We start from the raw sequence: 16462 nt of genomic DNA, 5'->3' as shown, positions 1-16462 counted from the left end.
TTGCCACGTATTCATATTAATAAAAAGATAATACATATAATGTTATGACATTAACAGGTTATATTCTCATTGCAATTCCTATCTGTATACTGACTATCCTTATATGGACTTACTTTGACTATAAAAAATATAAACGGGAACACCATCTCATCATTATATTTTCACTTTTGTTTCCTACCTTATCTCATGCACAATATATTGACAATGAAAACTGCCGCATTACATTCAGATCGCATGAAAATCATCAAGGAAAATTAGAACATATCAAAAATAATGTGCTTTACCGTTTTATACCGAGCAGTAGTGCATGGAAACTTATAGTCAGGAACAATAGCAATGAAGTAGTACAGTTGAACTGGGAAAAAGCCAACTTCATTATCAATGGAAGAGCATCAAGCGTCAGCCTCTCCCCCTTTACAACCGATAAAGTTCCGATGGAAATCATTAAAGACAATCATGAAATAAACCGGACCATTACTGCATCCAATTTGATTACAGAAAAAGGCATCAATAAAATATACAATAAAAGAAATATTAGAAAAGGAGAAAGAACTTACGTCAGCATCGTTCTTCCGATAACTATCGGAAACAAGCCGCAATTCTTCCACACTTTCAATTTCACAGTAACACAAGCTAACTAAATATGACTTTTCAATATATTATCAGTCAATTAGATAAACCGCATATGTGGTATATCGTACTGACCGGTCCGCACGCCGAGCTGAATACCAAAAAGAAACTGGAACGACAAGGGTTTATCACCTACGTTCCATCTGATTCAGTTCGGCGAAGTTGGGCGGGGCACATAAAAGAAATACACACCCCGATAATAGCGAGATGTGTATTTGTATATGCAACCAATGAAGAGATTCAGGGGATACGGAAAGAATATGCCATCCTGTCCCCTCAAACCATAACAGCTTTATATCAGAGCCAATAGATATAAGCCAACGTACTGAAACTGATAACCACCCACAGCAGTATACCTTGTACAAGCGGCTTGACTCCTACAGCTTTCAAAACGTCACGTGACAAGGAAGCTCCGATAAAGAACAGAGTTATTGTCAAGGTCTTACGAGCAATACTGTTGATTCCCGCACCAATCAAAGCACCGGTTTCTGAAAGGCTCAGCACGTAGGTGTTGACAATCATTGCCAAAACAAAAAAGAAGATGAACCAAGGAATACTAATCTTCTGCCCTTTGCTTTTGAAAATAAATGAAGTAGCAATTGCCAACGGAATAATCCAAAGGGCGCGTGTCAGTTTAATAGTAGTGGCAACTTTCAACGCTTCTTCACCATAGGCGGCTCCTGCACCCACTACCGAGCTGGTGTCGTGGATAGCAATGGCAGCCCACGTACCAAACTCATGCTGGCTCATGTTCAACGCATGGCCAATCATAGGAAATATAAACAAAGCTATCGCATTCAAAATGAAGATTGTACCCAATGCCACAGACATTTCACTATCTTTCGCCTTCAAAACAGGACCTACCGCCGCAATAGCACTGCCACCGCAAATAGCCGTACCGGAACTAATCAAATAAGAAGTGTCGCGGTCTACTTTAAGAAACTTACGACCGATAACCCAACCGATGAGCAATGTGCCCACCACGGAGATAATCGTAAACTCCATACCTTCTTTGCCGGAAGCAAGCGAGGCCTGCAAATTCATACCAAACCCCAGACCTACTACCGAGTATTGCAACAGGTATTTAGAAGTCTTTTTATTAAACTTAGGATGAGCCTGCCCACACAGCAACGCAAACGCCAATCCGAGGAATAAAGCTACCGGAGGAGTGACCCATGCAGAATAAACGTGCATTCCCGGAATATAATCGAGAAATAGGAAGAAAGAAAGAATAACAAGAAGGGAAACGTAAATAATTTTGTTGTTGTTCTGTAAGAAAGACATATTAATGCTTTTCGCAGATGCTTGAGTTGAAGCCATACCTTTTTATTTTTATTAATTTGTTTTCGGGCGCAAAGGTAGGCTTCTTTTCCCAATCACGCCAATCGTTTCTGCTTATGCACTATAACTTATTGTTATTATGTATGGCAAACTGCATGAATACTTGGGCCAAACCGCTTTCTTGCCCCTGAGGCTGTGCAAAACTGAAATCACGCAACATAGGCATTCCCTTTATTTCAACAACACGCAACTGTCCTGAATATAATTCACGCGTAATAGAACGAACGGAAACAATACCTAAACAATCCGTATGTTCCAAAAACAATTTGATGCTCTCCGTACTCCCCAAATACATCAGAACCTGCAAAGAGGATAACTTTATATTATGTTGCTGCAAGGCACGTTCAAAAACATCCAACGTACCCGAACCTCTTTCACGAAGCACCAAAGGCAGGTGCAACAGTTCTTCCGGGGTTATCTCCTCCCCTACGGCAAGTTTGCTGCCTGTACGAACCACCGCTACCAATTCATCTTCCAGAAAAGTGGTATATTTTATATTAGGTAAACGAAATACTCCTTCCACAAACCCCAAATCAATACGATGCTCTTGCAGAGCGGCTTCTATCTCTCTGGAATTACCATTCAACAACGACAAATTAACTTGTGGAAATTTGCCTATGAAACTGGCAAGCAAAGGCGGCAGTACATATTGGGCAATAGTGGTACTGGCACCCAACTTCAAACCACCGGTGTACTCATTGTGCAACAAGTGCATTTCGTACTCCAGTCGTTTATAATCTTCCAAAATCCGCTCGCAATGCTCCAAAAGCAATTTACCGGATTCCGTCAATGAAATCCTACTCCCCTGACGGTCGAACAGACGCGTCTGATAAGCGGCTTCCAACTCTTGTATATGCTTGGTAATGGCAGGCTGGCTGACAAACAACTCTTGCGAAGCCTTCGTAAAACTCAGGTTCTTCGCAACAGCCTGGAACACTTTTAAACGAAAATCACTCACGGCATAATGAATTAAAACGATTAATTATCCTGCAAATCTTCGCTCCTGATACCTAATGCCGACATCAACGGATAACCCAACATCTCCCAATGACAAACAGCAGGTACAGCCGGTTCTTCCATACGGAAATAAATAAATTCCTTTGCATCTCCCGGCTTGCCGGCATTTTCCGCAACAGACTCTTTCAGCACCTCTTCAACTTCCTCACCATATTCTTCGCTAAAAGGTACAACAATCAATTTCTTCACATCGGCTGAGTTCAGGACTATATGTAGCAAATCAAGATACAATTCTCCACGGGACACAAAGCCCTCCGAAGGTACAGCCATAAAACTAAACTCCCCCAAAGGCCCTTTAAAAGCCACCCCATCCAGTTCACTCTTCAAATCGGAAGGCAGGCAGTGTTCCAACTTTCCGGATTGTTCATCATACACCAAAAGTATCTGTACATTATTCTCTCCCTCTTTCATTCCGGCATCCATTGCCAAATACATAGTAAAAAGTCCCAAGTCTACTGTCTGTAAAGAACGTCCCAGCAACGGTTCAAAATACTTCTTTAAATCATTGATAACAAAATTCAAGTAGGCAACGTCTATCACCATTACCGTTTCGGAAAGTTTTATTTGGGTATTTTCCATAATTATATATTAATTGAGGGGGTAAAGGTACAAAAAGTTTTGCAGATAAAAACGATTTGTCGCAAATCAGCCATTTTGACATTCATTCTCTTCTATTAACTGAAATTTTGTCTCATTTCTGCCGCTGGCAAATCTTTTGCGCCCTTTGAAGTGTTATGAATCTGATAAAAATAGAAAGGAGAACAAGATATGAACTTTAACAATTTTACCATCAAAGCGCAGGAAGCCGTACAAGAAGCCGTGAACCTGACGCAAGCACGGGGGCAACAAGCCATTGAACCCGTACACTTGCTTCAAAGCGTGATGAAGGTGGGCGAAAACGTTACCAACTTCATTTTCCAAAAGCTGGGTATGAACGGGCAGCAAATCGCACTTGTGCTAGACAAGCAGATTGATTCATTGCCGAAAGTATCAGGCGGTGAGCCTTATCTGAGTCGTGAAACGAATGAAATTTTTCAGAAGGCCACCCAGTACTCCAAAGAAATGGGAGATGAATTCGTTTCATTGGAACCGATTCTGTTGGCTTTGTTAAACGTAAAAAGCACTGCCTCCACCATCTTGAAAGATGCCGGAATGACGGAGAAAGAATTGCGCAACGCTATCAATGAATTACGAAAAGGCGAAAAGGTAACCTCACAATCCAGTGAAGACACTTATCAGTCATTGGAAAAGTACGCTATCAACCTGAATGAAGCAGCCCGAAGCGGCAAATTGGACCCTGTCATCGGACGTGACGAAGAAATCCGCCGGGTACTGCAGATTCTGAGCCGCCGTACAAAAAACAACCCTATATTAATAGGTGAGCCGGGTACAGGTAAAACAGCCATCGTAGAAGGTCTTGCCCATCGTATATTGCGAGGTGACGTTCCTGAGAACCTGAAAAACAAACAGGTTTACTCCTTGGATATGGGTGCATTGGTTGCAGGAGCCAAATACAAGGGTGAATTTGAAGAACGTCTGAAAGCCGTTATCAACGAAGTGAAGAAGTCGGAAGGAGACATCATTTTGTTTATCGACGAGATTCACACGTTGGTAGGAGCCGGTAAGGGTGAAGGCGCCATGGATGCCGCCAACATCCTGAAACCCGCCTTGGCACGTGGTGAGCTGAGAAGTATCGGGGCTACCACCCTCGACGAGTATCAAAAGTACTTTGAAAAGGACAAAGCTCTGGAACGTCGTTTCCAGATAGTCATGGTGAATGAACCGGATACGTTAAGCACCATTTCCATTCTTCGCGGTTTGAAGGAACGTTACGAAAATCATCACCACGTACGGATTAAAGACGATGCCATCATTGCCGCCGTAGAGCTGAGCAACCGCTACATCACCGACCGTTTTCTGCCGGACAAGGCTATCGACTTGATGGACGAAGCCGCAGCCAAACTCCGTATGGAAGTGGACTCCGTACCGGAAGAGTTGGACGAGATTTCACGTAAAATCAAGCAGTTGGAGATTGAGCGTGAAGCCATAAAACGCGAAAACGACCGTCCCAAACTGGAACAAATCGGTAAAGAACTTGCCGAACTGAAAGAACAGGAAAAGTCGTATAAAGCAAAGTGGCAAAGCGAAAAAACGCTGGTGAACAAGATTCAGCAAAACAAGGTCGAAATAGAGAACTTGAAGTTTGAAGCCGATAAAGCGGAACGTGAAGGTGACTACGGAAAGGTTGCCGAAATACGCTATGGCAAACTCCAGGCGCTGAATCAGGAGATTGAAGAAACGCAGCAAAAACTGCACGAAATGCAAGGTGACAGCGCAATGATTAAAGAAGAAGTCGATGCCGAAGACATTGCTGATGTAGTTTCTCGCTGGACGGGTATACCGGTAAGCAAGATGCTGCAAAGCGAAAAGGATAAATTGCTGCATCTGGAAGACGAACTGCACCAACGCGTAATCGGTCAGGATGAAGCCATCGAAGCCGTTGCTGATGCCGTACGCCGGAGCCGTGCAGGATTGCAAGACCCGAAACGCCCTATCGGCTCGTTCCTCTTCCTCGGTACTACCGGTGTGGGTAAAACAGAACTTGCCAAAGCACTCGCCGAATATCTGTTTGATGACGAAACGATGATGACACGTATCGACATGAGCGAATACCAAGAGAAACACAGTGTTTCCCGCCTGGTCGGAGCGCCTCCGGGATACGTAGGCTATGATGAGGGTGGCCAGTTGACGGAAGCCGTACGCCGGAAGCCGTACTCAGTCGTACTGTTCGATGAAATAGAGAAGGCACATCCGGATGTATTCAACATCTTACTGCAGGTATTGGACGACGGACGTTTGACGGATAATAAAGGCCGTACCGTAAACTTCAAGAATACCATTATCATTATGACTTCCAATATGGGTAGCGGATACATTCAAAGCCAAATGGAAAAACTGAACAGTTCCAACAAGGAGGAGATTGTAGAAGAAACCAAGAAAGAAGTAATGAATATGCTGAAAAAAACAATCCGTCCGGAATTCCTGAACCGTATCGATGAAACAATCATGTTCTTGCCACTGACGGAAAAGGAAATCAAACAGATTGTTGTACTCCAAATCAAAAGCGTACAAAAGATGTTGTACGGAAATGGAGTGGAACTGGTATTGACCGATGCTGCCATAGACTTCCTTGCCAATGCAGGGTACGACCCTGAGTTTGGCGCCCGTCCTGTAAAGCGTGCCATCCAGCACTACTTACTGAACGATTTATCAAAGAAGCTATTAGCCCAAGAAGTAGACCGTAGCAAGCCAATCACAGTGGATGCCGATACAACGAAAGACGGATTGGTATTCAGAAACTAAAAACAAGACCTTTTCAGGAAGTTAATATCGTAACTGCAAGAAGTTAACTTTATAGACAACACGAAGTTAACTTTGTAAGAAATAATAAGTTAACTTCATAAGAAACAAGATATTAACTTAGTAAATGGGGTTGTGTCAAAATGTAAAAGTCCTATCATTCTGTCATTCTGAACGCAGTGAAGAATCTCTTCTCTGCATACATAAGAGAGGAGATTCTTCGTCGCAAGCTCCTCTGAATGACAGAATGATAGGACTTTTACATTTCGACACGCCTCTACCTTAAAAAGGGAGTATAATTACTCTGCAGTTTCTTCTTTCACTTCTTCGGCAACGGTTTCGGCCTCTTCTTCAAAGTCCGTCATGCCGCTTGCAACCAACAGGTTATACCAAGAAATCAGCTTCTTAATATCCGATACATATACGCGGTCACGGTCAAAGTTCGGTAACACTTCCGCCAAATAAGCCTGAAGTTCTTTTGCAGAAGCCTTTTTCACATCCAATGTCACAGCCGCGCCGTTCTCTTTTTTCTTCATTGAAAGAAGCACATCCTTCAAAGGTACTTCTTCTTCGTCCGTATACATGGCAATATCGCCTAAAGAAATAATCTTTTCATTACCGTAAGCGGGGAAACGCTTCTTATCAACCAGTGACTCTACAATCAGCATATTCTTTCCCTGAGAAATGAGTTTATACAATCCCGGCTTGCCGGAAATAGACAAAATAGTCTTCAACATAGTATATTCTGTTTTGTAATTAGTAGTTATTTTTTCGGTGGGCAAAGATAGGTATTATTTTGAGACAGGAAAGTGATTAAAGCTAAAACCTGTGGAATTAACGGTGTTTCACCATCATTCACTATTACAAAATCCGCCCGACCGCGCTTTTCCTCATCACTCATTTGGCTGCGGATGCGTTTTTCTATCAATTCGCGCGAGGAAACATCCCGCTTCATAGCGCGTTGTACCCGCACTTCTTCGGGAGCATAGACCATAACAATTACATCCACTTCGCCCGCAAAACCTGCCTCTATCAGAATAGCCGATTCGATGCCTGCTATCGGACAAACCGCATGATGCCGAAGCCATTGTCTGAAATCTTCTTTTACTCGCGGATGAATAATACCGTTCACCTGCAGAGCATGTTCGGGGTTGCCAAAAAGATAAGAAGCAAGCAAAGGCTTATTCAGCACTCCACCGGCATAGACTTCATCACCCAACAAAGCAACCAACTCCCTGCGAATGTCAGAGTCTGCCAGCATAAGCCGCTTGGTTTCCACATCAGAAATATAGACAGGAATCCCCATCGCTTCCAACAGTCGGGACACAACACTTTTTCCACTGCCAATACCTCCGGTTATGCCTATCCTGACGGTCATAATGAAGAAGGAATTTGTTCTATAAGGAAATCAACCTGTTCGGGATTAAAACGCACTTGAGTCACTCCTTCCGGAATATTCCTTAGCTTTACAGTGTACTTGTCCGAACCCAACCGCAGCAGTTCCTCATAGGAAACATTGATATGAAAATCATCCGCGGTTATTTGACGGAAACGGCTAAGTCCTACTTGAAAAGTCACTTGAACTTTAGACGGGAAAGCACGCAGTACTTTATTAGCCGGGAAGTTTACTCCATGTAATGGTACTTCTACTGTCTTTTCCGTATAAATATCCACAGGAAGCATCATTTCAATAGAAGCCGGTACGAACTTCACCCCTTTCTGAGTGACCAAAGCCACCTGCCGCCTCAATGTATCAGAAATATTCTCCAGCTTAATATGTTGCGTATAGGCAGCGGTTATTGTATCCAGTACCCCTTCCGGTGCATAGGCCAAAACTGAATCCGGACTAAAAACCGTATCCGACAAATAATATTGCCGTCCGGCACTGACCGTGCCCGATAGTTTTACAGGGACCAACTTAGACAATCCCGTCGCATAAATATATTCCAGTGTATCCGGCTTTATGGATAGCAGGCGCGTAGAAACGTTCAACTGACTAAGAACCTTCTTCTCGAATTGAGAAGCATACACACGTACATGATTGTTGACACCTCGATAATCAGAAAAGTCAAGTGTAATCGGATAGAAACTTTTTCCCAACATATAATTGAGCAAGACAGTTCCTTTATCCTTCACCTTGATGCGAAGTTCGGAAGCAGGCTCTGAAGTAATCATTGTATTATTGGGCACACCGCGCAGACGCACCGGAACAGAGAACTCCGCTTCATAATCGTTGTTCAACGTCTGTAACAGCCAGAAACCGCCGGCTATAAAGAAGAAAAACAAAAAAACAAAGAACTCCCTGCTCTTATCGCTAAGCAGAAAGTCCTTTGCTTTTCCGGTTATATTTAAATAAATACGTCTTATGTTCCTACGATTCAACATAGGCTCACATCTACTTATTTAGAAGCCTGGCTACTGTTTGCATCAGCAGCTGCGGCAAAAATAGAATTCTTATCAATATGGATTTTAACGTTAGAAGCAATTTCAAGTACTACATCATTATCGTTAATTTCCTTGATGATACCGTGAATACCACCGGCAGTGATAACCTTTTGGTTCACTTGAAGAGACTTACGAAAGTTCGCAATTTCTTTTTGTTTCTTGTTTTGAGGACGAATCATAAAAAAGTACATGATGGCAAACATAGCTATCAGCATAATCCACATCATGCTTCCGTCCGGGCCTGCGGCAGGAGCTTGCAGGAAGAATACAGTCATTAAATTCATAAATATTCCGTTTTAATTTTTATTATTCAACAAAGGTATCAGTTTTTCGACAACTTCCCTTCTTTTTTTAATTCCTTAACTATTCCATCTAATGTGCCATTTACAAAGCTACCGCTTTTAGCAGTGCTGTATACTTTGGCTATGTCTACATACTCATTTAACGAAACACTAACGGGAATATTCGGAAAGCTCAATATTTCCGCCAACGCACACTGCATAATAACCACATCCATGAATGCGACACGATCCAAATCCCAATTACGCGTATTTTCGCTGATAAGATGACGATAGTAATCGCAATTCAATATCGTGCGACGGAACAAACGGCGAGCAAACTCCTGATCCTCGTCATCCTTAAATTCGGGTAGCAAAGACTGATTGGCACCATTCTTCTCTTCAAAACGTTTAATTGTTTTCAGAACGAATGTGTCAACTATTTCTTTATCATCATTCCAATAGAGACTTTGATCCTCAAGCAATACATCAAGATCCTCATTGTTGAAAATAAATGTTTTATAAAGCTTTCGCCATAATTCGCGGTCTTCCTCATAAGTCTTTTCAGAAGAAGCCATATATTCTTTATATATATCGGAAGCGATAATCTTTTCAAACAATCCTTTGACAAAATCCTCGTCATTCGCCCAAGTGCGCTTCTGATTGGAGATAAAATCCATCAACTGCTTGTTTACTTCTAACTGGGAAATGAATTTGTTTTCTACGAATTTCATGTTCGGATACAACTCTTCGGCCGTGGGAGCCAATTTTGCTTTTGCCGCATCAAGGCGCTTTTGTGCGTAGTTCGTCAATGCTATCATCAGCATGAGCAGGTAGTTGTAGAGATCATATGCTTTGGAAAGGCTGAAGAACAATTCCTTCTCTGCAGCATCTAAATTTTTACTACCATTCTGATAATAAGCGTATACTATTTGTATAATCTTAAGACGAATAAGAACTCTGTTTATCATAACTAAAGTAAATACTGGTGTTTTAATGAGGGGCAAAAGTAGATATTTTTAATGAGTTTACATAAATAAATCACATTTTTTAATGCAGATAATCATTATCCGGGCTTTTTCTTTTGACAGTTTAAAAAAAATCGTCAATTTTGAGCCCGATTACAACAAGATAGCTAAAATATGGAAGACTTTAAAAAGAAAAGTGGACTGGACGTGAACGACAAAGAAATTGTATTCTCCCAATCCATTAAAGCAGGCAAGCGCATCTACTATTTAGACGTTAAGAAAAACAGAAAGGACGAAATGTTTTTGGCCATTACTGAAAGTAAGAAAGTAGTAATGGGCGAAGGGGATGACTCGCAAGTGAGTTTTGAGAAACACAAAATCTTCTTGTATAAAGAAGACTTTGAAAAGTTTATGAATGGCCTGCAACAAGCGATTGGCTTTATTCAAGAGCAACAAGGGGCTTATGTGCGTCACAACGACAACGAAGAATTACCCTGTAACGAACAGCCAACGGCAGAACAAGAAGAGAAAGAGTCTCCACTGGATGGGGAAATAAAAATAGATATTGATTTTTAAAGGACAACCTTTTGATAATTCAAAAAGAAGCTGTACTTTTGCACCGCTTTTTGCAACATCGTGTGGTGAACCACATCGTGTGATGGTGAATTAAGCAATAATCTACTTAATTTAGAGTAACACAAAATTAAAAAAAAATGAAATCAATTGAAGTAAAAGGAACTGCAAGAACTATTGCAGAACGTTCTTCGGAACAAGCAAGAGCTTTGAAAGCTATTCGTAAAGACAACGGTGTACCTTGCGTACTCTACGGAGCAGGTGAAAACGTTCATTTCACTGTACCGGCAGAAGGTCTGCGCAACTTGGTTTATACTCCGCACATCTACGTGGTTGACCTGATTATCGATGGCAAGAAAGTAAACGCTATCTTGAAAGATATTCAATTCCACCCGGTAAAGGACACTATCCTGCACGTTGACTTCTATCAAATTGACGAAGCTAAGCCTATCGTTATGGAAGTTCCCGTACAAATGGAAGGTTTGGCAGAAGGTGTGAAAGCCGGTGGTAAGCTGACTCTGCAAATGCGTAAACTGAAAGTTAGAGCTTTGTACAACGTTATTCCTGAAAAGCTGATTGTCAACGTATCTCACTTGGGATTGGGCAAGACAGTAAAAGTAGGTGAATTGAGCTACGAAGGTTTGGAACTGTTGAATGCAAAAGAAGCCGTTGTATGTGCTGTTAAGCTGACTCGTGCTGCAAGAGGTGCTGCGGCAGCTGCTGCAAACAACTAATCAGTGCTTTCTTAGTAAGAAAACAAGATATTCCGGAACGCGGATTAACGCAGACAACGCAGATTTCATATCCGCGGACAGCTGCGATAATCCGCGTTCCTCTTTTATCCGAATTATCATCATAGTAAGAATATAAACAATGAAATATCTAATTGTCGGTTTAGGCAATATCGGTCCCGAGTATCACGAAACGCGCCACAACATAGGTTTCATGGTAGTAGACGCCTTAGCAAAAGCTACCGGAGCGACCTTTAACGACGGACGTTACGGTTTCACCGCCACGTTGTCAATCAAAGGCAGGCAGATAATGTTACTGAAGCCGTCTACCTTTATGAACCTGAGCGGAAACGCCGTACGCTACTGGATGCAGAAAGAGAACATTCCATTGGAGAATGTATTAATAGTGGTAGATGACTTGGCGTTGCCTTTTGGCACTCTGCGGCTGAAAGGAAAAGGAAGTGATGCGGGACACAACGGTCTGAAACATATCGCAGCAACATTGGGTACTCAAAATTATGCCCGTCTGCGTTTTGGCATCGGCAATGATTTCCCCCGCGGCGGACAGATAGATTTTGTATTGGGACATTTTACAGACGAGGATTGGAAAACAATGGACGAGCGTCTGGAAACAGCCGGCGAAATCATCAAAAGTTTTTGCCTTGCCGGTATCAACATTACAATGAATCAGTTTAATAAGAAATGAGCGAAGCAAGAATAGACAAATGGATGTGGGCTGTACGTATATTCAAAACACGTACCATTGCAGCCGAAGCCTGCAAAAAAGGACGCATCAGTATTAACGGTGCACTGGCAAAGGCTGCCCGAACGGTAAAGCCGGGAGATGTCATACAAGTACGCAAGCCGCCCGTCACCTATTCTTTCAAAGTACTACAAACAATAGAAAAGCGCGTAGGGGCCAAGCTCGTTCCCGAAATGATGGAGAACGTAACCACTCCCGACCAATATGAGTTATTGGAAATGAGTAAGGTTAGCGGTTTTATCGACCGCGCCAAAGGGACCGGACGTCCCACCAAAAAAGACCGCCGTGAACTGGAAGACTTCACTGCTCCGGAATTCATGGATGACTTTGATTTTGATTTCGACTTTGAAGAATAATTATATATAAGTATGAGCGAGAAAATAATAAAATGGGGCTTCATTGGCTGCGGAGAAGTAACCAAATACAAAAGCGGACCTGCTTTCCAGAAGATTGACCACTCCGAAGTAGTGGCTGTAATGAGCCGGGATATTGCCAAAGCCAAAGCTTATGCTAAAGAAAGAGGCATTGCCAAATGGTACAACGATGCACAAGAATTGATTAACGATGAAGAGGTAAATGCCGTGTATATCGCTACCCCACCCTCCTCCCACGCCACGTATGCCATAATGTCCATGAAGGCCGGCAAGCCTGTCTATATAGAGAAACCAATGGCAGTGACCTATGAAGAGTGTTGCCGCATCAACCGTATCTCTCAGGAGACCGGCATTCCCTGTTTCGTTGCCTATTACCGCCGCTATCTTCCTTACTTTCTGAAAGTAAAATCATTAGTGGAAGAAGGAGCTATCGGAAACATAATCAATATACAAATCCGTTTTGCCCAACCTCCCCGCGACTTGGATTATAATAAGGAAAACTTGCCTTGGCGTGTACAGCCCGACATTGCAGGTGGCGGTTATTTTTACGACTTAGCCCCGCATCAGATAGACATATTGCAAGATATGTTCGGCTATATTCTTGAAGCTAACGGATATAAGAGCAACCGTGGCGGCCTATACCCGGCAGAAGATACCCTCAGCGCCTGTTTCCAGTTTGATAGCGGACTGGTAGGCAGTGGTTCGTGGTGTTTCGTTGCCCATGAATCCGCACGGGAAGACCGTATAGAAATCATCGGAGATAGAGGTATGATATGTTTCTCCGTATTTACCTATGACCCCATAGCCCTACATACCGAAAGAGGAAGGGAAGAAATTCCGGTTGAAAATCCAATCTATGTTCAGCAACCGCTCATCCAAGCTGTTGTAGACCATCTGCTTGGCAAATCTACCTGTAGCTGTGACGGCGAAAGCGCAACACTGACAAACTGGGTGATGGATAAGATACTAAATAAAATATAATTTATAAAAAATGAAGAATGAGGAATGAAGAATGAAGAATTACCTTGCGGCATAATAGCGCAGCTAATTCTTCATTCTTCATTCTTCATTGCTTTTAAAGGTTCTTTTTCACTGCCTCAATCAGCTCCTGGTATTCAGCATCTGTCAGGTACACTTTTCCCGGATTCATTTGGAAAGTACCGCCATAATCCGGACCATCTACATATTTCGGTGCTAAATGGAAGTGAAGATGAGACAATTTATCTGAGTATGCACCATAATTAATCTTTTCAGGGTTAAAGGCTTTCTGCATGGCGCGAGTCACACGGGCCACGTCTGCCATAAAAGCATTACGTTCTTCGTCAGTCAACTCGTTCAAGTCATTCACATGGTCTTTGTAAGCCACAAGGCAACGTCCACGATAAGTCTGCTCCTTAAAAAGGAAAACACGGGACACACTAAGCTGTGCAATCTCAATCATCAGATTATGCAACGTCTCATTATTCTGGCAATACAGACATTCTTTCGGATCACTTTTCATGATATTCTTTTTTTAGTTTATATTTACAAAGCAAAGATAATTGTTCTCTTAACATTATAGGTCGATATTTTCATCATTTTCGCCAACCAATTTATACACATCCACATTTTCACCGACAATCCACACCACATCCCCCTCGGCAAATGGTTCATGTACATCGGGAGCATGCAACGCTTCCTCCCCCCGTTCTACTCCGGCAATCAGACAATGATATTTCTCCCGGATACCCGCTTCCTTCAAAGTCTTGCCCAGAAAAGGAGAAGTGGCATCTATACGCAGTTGGCGCAGTATCATTTCACTCTTTTCCACCGCATCCGTGGCTATTGCAGAAAACTTGTCCATTTCTTCGCCAAACGCATTCAGTTCTTCATCGGTGGCAATGACCTGTATCTTATCCTGAGGGAAAAGACGTACCGAAGCGCCGGGAATATTTATCCGCTTGCGTCCACGAAGAATGGAAACGACATGTACCCCATAGCGCTTGCCAAAGTTTAACTCCGCCAATGTCTTTCCCGCCCATGCCGATTCACCGGGAATCTCATAATCCGTCAGATGCAAATCGCGGGAAAGCAAACGACCGGCATACTCAGGCTTCTTCTCACCCAAATATTCCGCCCTCATCTCCCGCGAACGTAGATTCTGAAAGAAAGTACGCTCAATCATTATAGACTGACGTTTCAGCTGCCGGGAGAGTATCATCACTATAACCAGCAAAACCGCAACGCCGAAAACCAGCCCGACCGACAACTTAAACAGCCCGGCAATGACAAACATCACGAAAGAAACCGCCAACAAAATCCGCAGTACGATAGTGGCCACCAACGGAGCACGATTGCCACGGCTATCACGCCACAACGTAACGAACTCTACCGAATGGTTCTTCTTAATCATAATAGCCCGCAAAAAAGGAGATATGAACAGGATAATGACCAACGCAGACAACAAAGCCCCCCAAATACCCGGTAGGCTTTCTTTAAAAAACGGTACAAGAAAACGGAATGCAATAGCTACCACCGCAGCACTCACAATGGAATAAACCACTGTAATACGCAGCAGGGCAAATATCAATTTCTTCCATAAACTTTCATGATTCACTGTTTGAGAACCGGAAGCGTAATGCAGCAAAAACTTCTGCCACCTCTCCGGCAGGTGCGTATCGACGAAGTTGGAGGCCGGTTCGGCAAAACGAATCATATAAGGAGTAAGGAAAGTGGTAATAACAGATACTGCCACCACTATAGGATACAGAAAATGACTTGTCACGTGCAGGGACACTCCCAAAGAAGCGATGATAAAGGCAAACTCACCAATCTGTGTCAAACTGAAACCACATTGCATGGCCGTTTTCAACGGTTGCCCCGCAAGCAATACTCCCAACGTACCGAACAAAGACTGTCCGATGATAACCGCCAGAGTGATTACAATAATAGGTCCGGCATATTCCACTATCATCAAAGGGTCTACCATCATACCTACGGAAACAAAAAATATGGCGCCAAACAAATCTTTCACCGGCTTAACCAGACGTTCAATACTCTCCGCTTCTACCGTCTCAGCAAGGATAGATCCCATGATAAACGCACCGAATGCAGCCGAGAAGCCGGTATGGGCGGCAAGGACAACCATGCCGAAACAAAGTCCGAGCGATACAATCAGCAAAGTCTCCTCACTCATCAATTTGCGGCATTTCTTCAGCAAAACAGGAATCAGATAAATACCGACAACAAACCATAATATGAGAAAGAAAAGCAACTTCGCTATACTGCCCAGCATTTCCGTTCCTTCAAAATTATGACTGACCGCCATAGTGGACAGCATAACCATCAGGACAATAGCTAGAATATCTTCCAGAATCAACACGCTAAGCACCAAGCCTGTAAATTGTTTCTTGCGCATCCCCAAATCATCAAAAGCCTTATATATAATAGTAGTGGAGGACATGGCAATCATACCGCCCAGAAAGATGCAGTCCATCCGCTTCCATCCGAAAGCCGTACCGACCGCTACACCTAATAATATCATACAAAATATAATAGTGCAAGCTGCAATAATAGCGGCGCCTCCCACCTTTACAATTTTCTTAAAACTAAACTCCAGCCCCAAGGCAAACAACAAGAAAATAACGCCAATATCCGCCCAAGTCTGTATATTTGCCGTATCCATTACCGAAGGTGTATAAGCCATATGAGGACTTGCCAGAAACCCTGCCACAACATATCCCAAGACCAACGGTTGCTTCAGTTTTTTAAATAATAGCGTCATTACTCCGGCGCAAATCAGTATCAATGCCAAATCGGCAATCAAAGGAGCTAAATGTGACATAATATTTGTCCGATTGTATTTCTACTGACAAAGATATAACAAAAATTACAGCGGTCAACAGCAATCATAAAATCATTTTAAGAAGAAATACCATTATAATTAATTGGCGAAAAATTTCTTTATTCAAGTAGAAATATCTTTCTTTGTACTGCTTATTTT

Annotated in this window: 18 protein-coding genes; 8 read left to right on the top strand and 10 right to left on the bottom strand. The window is 42.7% G+C overall.

Annotation, left to right across the window (positions count from 1 at the left end; all coding sequences use genetic code 11):
- Window positions 1–44 precede the first annotated feature (44 nt).
- Together KG118_RS12840 and KG118_RS12835 are read left to right on the top strand one after the other, a co-directional pair.
- On the top strand, window positions 45–641 hold the full coding sequence (locus KG118_RS12840; RefSeq protein WP_117710626.1) for a hypothetical protein: 597 nt from the start codon (window positions 45–47) through the stop codon (window positions 639–641).
- A 2-nt stretch (window positions 642–643) separates the two neighbouring features.
- A complete protein-coding gene (locus tag KG118_RS12835; RefSeq protein ID WP_117710627.1) occupies window positions 644–940 on the top strand; it encodes a transcription termination/antitermination NusG family protein in 297 nt (98 codons plus the stop codon).
- On the opposite strand, the gene KG118_RS12830 is transcribed toward KG118_RS12835, so the two are convergent.
- The 3 genes from KG118_RS12830 to KG118_RS12820 form a co-directional block, all read right to left on the bottom strand.
- Window positions 928–1950 carry a YeiH family protein gene (locus KG118_RS12830; protein WP_117710628.1) on the bottom strand — a complete coding sequence of 341 codons (1023 nt, stop codon included), beginning with the start codon at window positions 1948–1950 and terminating at the stop codon, window positions 928–930. The two genes, KG118_RS12835 and KG118_RS12830, sit on opposite strands and share 13 nt — an antisense overlap.
- A gap of 82 nt (window positions 1951–2032) precedes the next feature.
- Window positions 2033–2929, bottom strand: coding sequence for a LysR family transcriptional regulator (locus KG118_RS12825; protein ID WP_117710629.1), 897 nt, complete (start codon window positions 2927–2929; stop codon window positions 2033–2035).
- Between the two features lie 20 nt (window positions 2930–2949).
- Window positions 2950–3570 (bottom strand): DUF6621 family protein, encoded by a 621-nt coding sequence (locus KG118_RS12820; RefSeq protein ID WP_117710630.1) that lies wholly within the window; start codon window positions 3568–3570, stop codon window positions 2950–2952.
- A 186-nt stretch (window positions 3571–3756) separates the two neighbouring features.
- On the opposite strand from KG118_RS12820, the gene clpB reads away from it, so the two are divergent.
- Window positions 3757–6351 (top strand): ATP-dependent chaperone ClpB, encoded by a 2595-nt coding sequence (clpB, locus tag KG118_RS12815; protein WP_117710631.1) that lies wholly within the window; start codon window positions 3757–3759, stop codon window positions 6349–6351.
- A 296-nt stretch (window positions 6352–6647) separates the two neighbouring features.
- On the opposite strand, the gene KG118_RS12810 is transcribed toward clpB, so the two are convergent.
- From KG118_RS12810 to nusB, 5 genes are read right to left on the bottom strand one after another with little or no spacing between them, the layout of a single operon-like run.
- Window positions 6648–7085, bottom strand: coding sequence for a DUF5606 family protein (locus KG118_RS12810; RefSeq protein ID WP_117710947.1), 438 nt, complete (start codon window positions 7083–7085; stop codon window positions 6648–6650).
- A gap of 26 nt (window positions 7086–7111) precedes the next feature.
- Window positions 7112–7726: a dephospho-CoA kinase gene (gene coaE, locus KG118_RS12805; RefSeq protein WP_117710632.1), complete on the bottom strand. Its 615-nt coding sequence runs from the start codon at window positions 7724–7726 to the stop codon at window positions 7112–7114.
- On the bottom strand, window positions 7723–8733 hold the full coding sequence (locus KG118_RS12800; RefSeq protein WP_117710633.1) for a CdaR family protein: 1011 nt from the start codon (window positions 8731–8733) through the stop codon (window positions 7723–7725). Before KG118_RS12800 ends, coaE begins: the two co-directional genes overlap by 4 nt.
- A gap of 14 nt (window positions 8734–8747) precedes the next feature.
- Window positions 8748–9077, bottom strand: coding sequence for a preprotein translocase subunit YajC (yajC, locus tag KG118_RS12795; RefSeq protein ID WP_005652032.1), 330 nt, complete (start codon window positions 9075–9077; stop codon window positions 8748–8750).
- Window positions 9078–9115: 38 nt separating this feature from the next.
- Window positions 9116–10042: a transcription antitermination factor NusB gene (gene nusB, locus KG118_RS12790; protein WP_117710634.1), complete on the bottom strand. Its 927-nt coding sequence runs from the start codon at window positions 10040–10042 to the stop codon at window positions 9116–9118.
- Between the two features lie 171 nt (window positions 10043–10213).
- Here nusB and KG118_RS12785 point away from each other — a divergent pair, with 171 nt between their 5' ends.
- The 5 genes from KG118_RS12785 (at window position 10214) to KG118_RS12765 (ending at window position 13461) form a co-directional block, all read left to right on the top strand.
- The gene (locus KG118_RS12785) at window positions 10214–10615 is read left to right on the top strand and encodes a PUR family DNA/RNA-binding protein (RefSeq protein WP_117710635.1); all 402 of its coding nucleotides are present in this window, start codon (window positions 10214–10216) and stop codon (window positions 10613–10615) included.
- Between the two features lie 137 nt (window positions 10616–10752).
- Window positions 10753–11346 carry a 50S ribosomal protein L25/general stress protein Ctc gene (locus KG118_RS12780; RefSeq protein WP_117710636.1) on the top strand — a complete coding sequence of 198 codons (594 nt, stop codon included), beginning with the start codon at window positions 10753–10755 and terminating at the stop codon, window positions 11344–11346.
- Between the two features lie 139 nt (window positions 11347–11485).
- Window positions 11486–12049, top strand: a complete 564-nt coding sequence (pth, locus tag KG118_RS12775) for an aminoacyl-tRNA hydrolase (RefSeq protein WP_117710637.1) — start codon at window positions 11486–11488, stop codon at window positions 12047–12049.
- Window positions 12046–12462, top strand: coding sequence for an RNA-binding S4 domain-containing protein (locus KG118_RS12770; protein ID WP_117710638.1), 417 nt, complete (start codon window positions 12046–12048; stop codon window positions 12460–12462). Before pth ends, KG118_RS12770 begins: the two co-directional genes overlap by 4 nt.
- Before the next feature lie 12 nt (window positions 12463–12474).
- Window positions 12475–13461, top strand: a complete 987-nt coding sequence (locus KG118_RS12765; protein ID WP_117710639.1) for a Gfo/Idh/MocA family protein — start codon at window positions 12475–12477, stop codon at window positions 13459–13461.
- Between the two features lie 94 nt (window positions 13462–13555).
- On the opposite strand, the gene KG118_RS12760 is transcribed toward KG118_RS12765, so the two are convergent.
- Window positions 13556–13981, bottom strand: coding sequence for an HIT family protein (locus KG118_RS12760; protein WP_117710640.1), 426 nt, complete (start codon window positions 13979–13981; stop codon window positions 13556–13558).
- 54 nt (window positions 13982–14035) lie between these two features.
- Entirely contained in the window at window positions 14036–16303 is a 2268-nt protein-coding gene (locus KG118_RS12755; protein ID WP_117710641.1) for a cation:proton antiporter, read from the bottom strand.
- Window positions 16304–16462 lie beyond the last annotated feature (159 nt).

This window comes from Bacteroides propionicigenes, from assembly GCF_018390535.1.
Lineage (GTDB): Bacteria > Bacteroidota > Bacteroidia > Bacteroidales > Bacteroidaceae > Bacteroides > Bacteroides propionicigenes.
This window is presented reverse-complemented; position numbering and strand designations above follow the sequence as displayed.

Excerpts from the sequence above, each read along its gene's own strand:
- KG118_RS12785 (WP_117710635.1), top strand. The coding sequence starts at position 10,214 with ATGGAAGACTTTAAAAAGAAAAGTGGACTGGACGTGAACGACAAAGAA.
- yajC (WP_005652032.1), bottom strand. The coding sequence starts at position 9,077 with ATGAATTTAATGACTGTATTCTTCCTGCAAGCTCCTGCCGCAGGCCCG.
- KG118_RS12755 (WP_117710641.1), bottom strand. The coding sequence starts at position 16,303 with ATGTCACATTTAGCTCCTTTGATTGCCGATTTGGCATTGATACTGATT.
- KG118_RS12765 (WP_117710639.1), top strand. The coding sequence starts at position 12,475 with ATGAGCGAGAAAATAATAAAATGGGGCTTCATTGGCTGCGGAGAAGTA.
- coaE (WP_117710632.1), bottom strand. The coding sequence starts at position 7,726 with ATGACCGTCAGGATAGGCATAACCGGAGGTATTGGCAGTGGAAAAAGT.
- KG118_RS12840 (WP_117710626.1), top strand. The coding sequence starts at position 45 with ATGACATTAACAGGTTATATTCTCATTGCAATTCCTATCTGTATACTG.
- pth (WP_117710637.1), top strand. The coding sequence starts at position 11,486 with ATGAAATATCTAATTGTCGGTTTAGGCAATATCGGTCCCGAGTATCAC.
- KG118_RS12770 (WP_117710638.1), top strand. The coding sequence starts at position 12,046 with ATGAGCGAAGCAAGAATAGACAAATGGATGTGGGCTGTACGTATATTC.
- KG118_RS12835 (WP_117710627.1), top strand. The coding sequence starts at position 644 with ATGACTTTTCAATATATTATCAGTCAATTAGATAAACCGCATATGTGG.
- clpB (WP_117710631.1), top strand. The coding sequence starts at position 3,757 with ATGAACTTTAACAATTTTACCATCAAAGCGCAGGAAGCCGTACAAGAA.
- nusB (WP_117710634.1), bottom strand. The coding sequence starts at position 10,042 with ATGATAAACAGAGTTCTTATTCGTCTTAAGATTATACAAATAGTATAC.
- KG118_RS12810 (WP_117710947.1), bottom strand. The coding sequence starts at position 7,085 with ATGTTGAAGACTATTTTGTCTATTTCCGGCAAGCCGGGATTGTATAAA.
- KG118_RS12800 (WP_117710633.1), bottom strand. The coding sequence starts at position 8,733 with ATGTTGAATCGTAGGAACATAAGACGTATTTATTTAAATATAACCGGA.
- KG118_RS12760 (WP_117710640.1), bottom strand. The coding sequence starts at position 13,981 with ATGAAAAGTGATCCGAAAGAATGTCTGTATTGCCAGAATAATGAGACG.
- KG118_RS12780 (WP_117710636.1), top strand. The coding sequence starts at position 10,753 with ATGAAATCAATTGAAGTAAAAGGAACTGCAAGAACTATTGCAGAACGT.
- KG118_RS12830 (WP_117710628.1), bottom strand. The coding sequence starts at position 1,950 with ATGGCTTCAACTCAAGCATCTGCGAAAAGCATTAATATGTCTTTCTTA.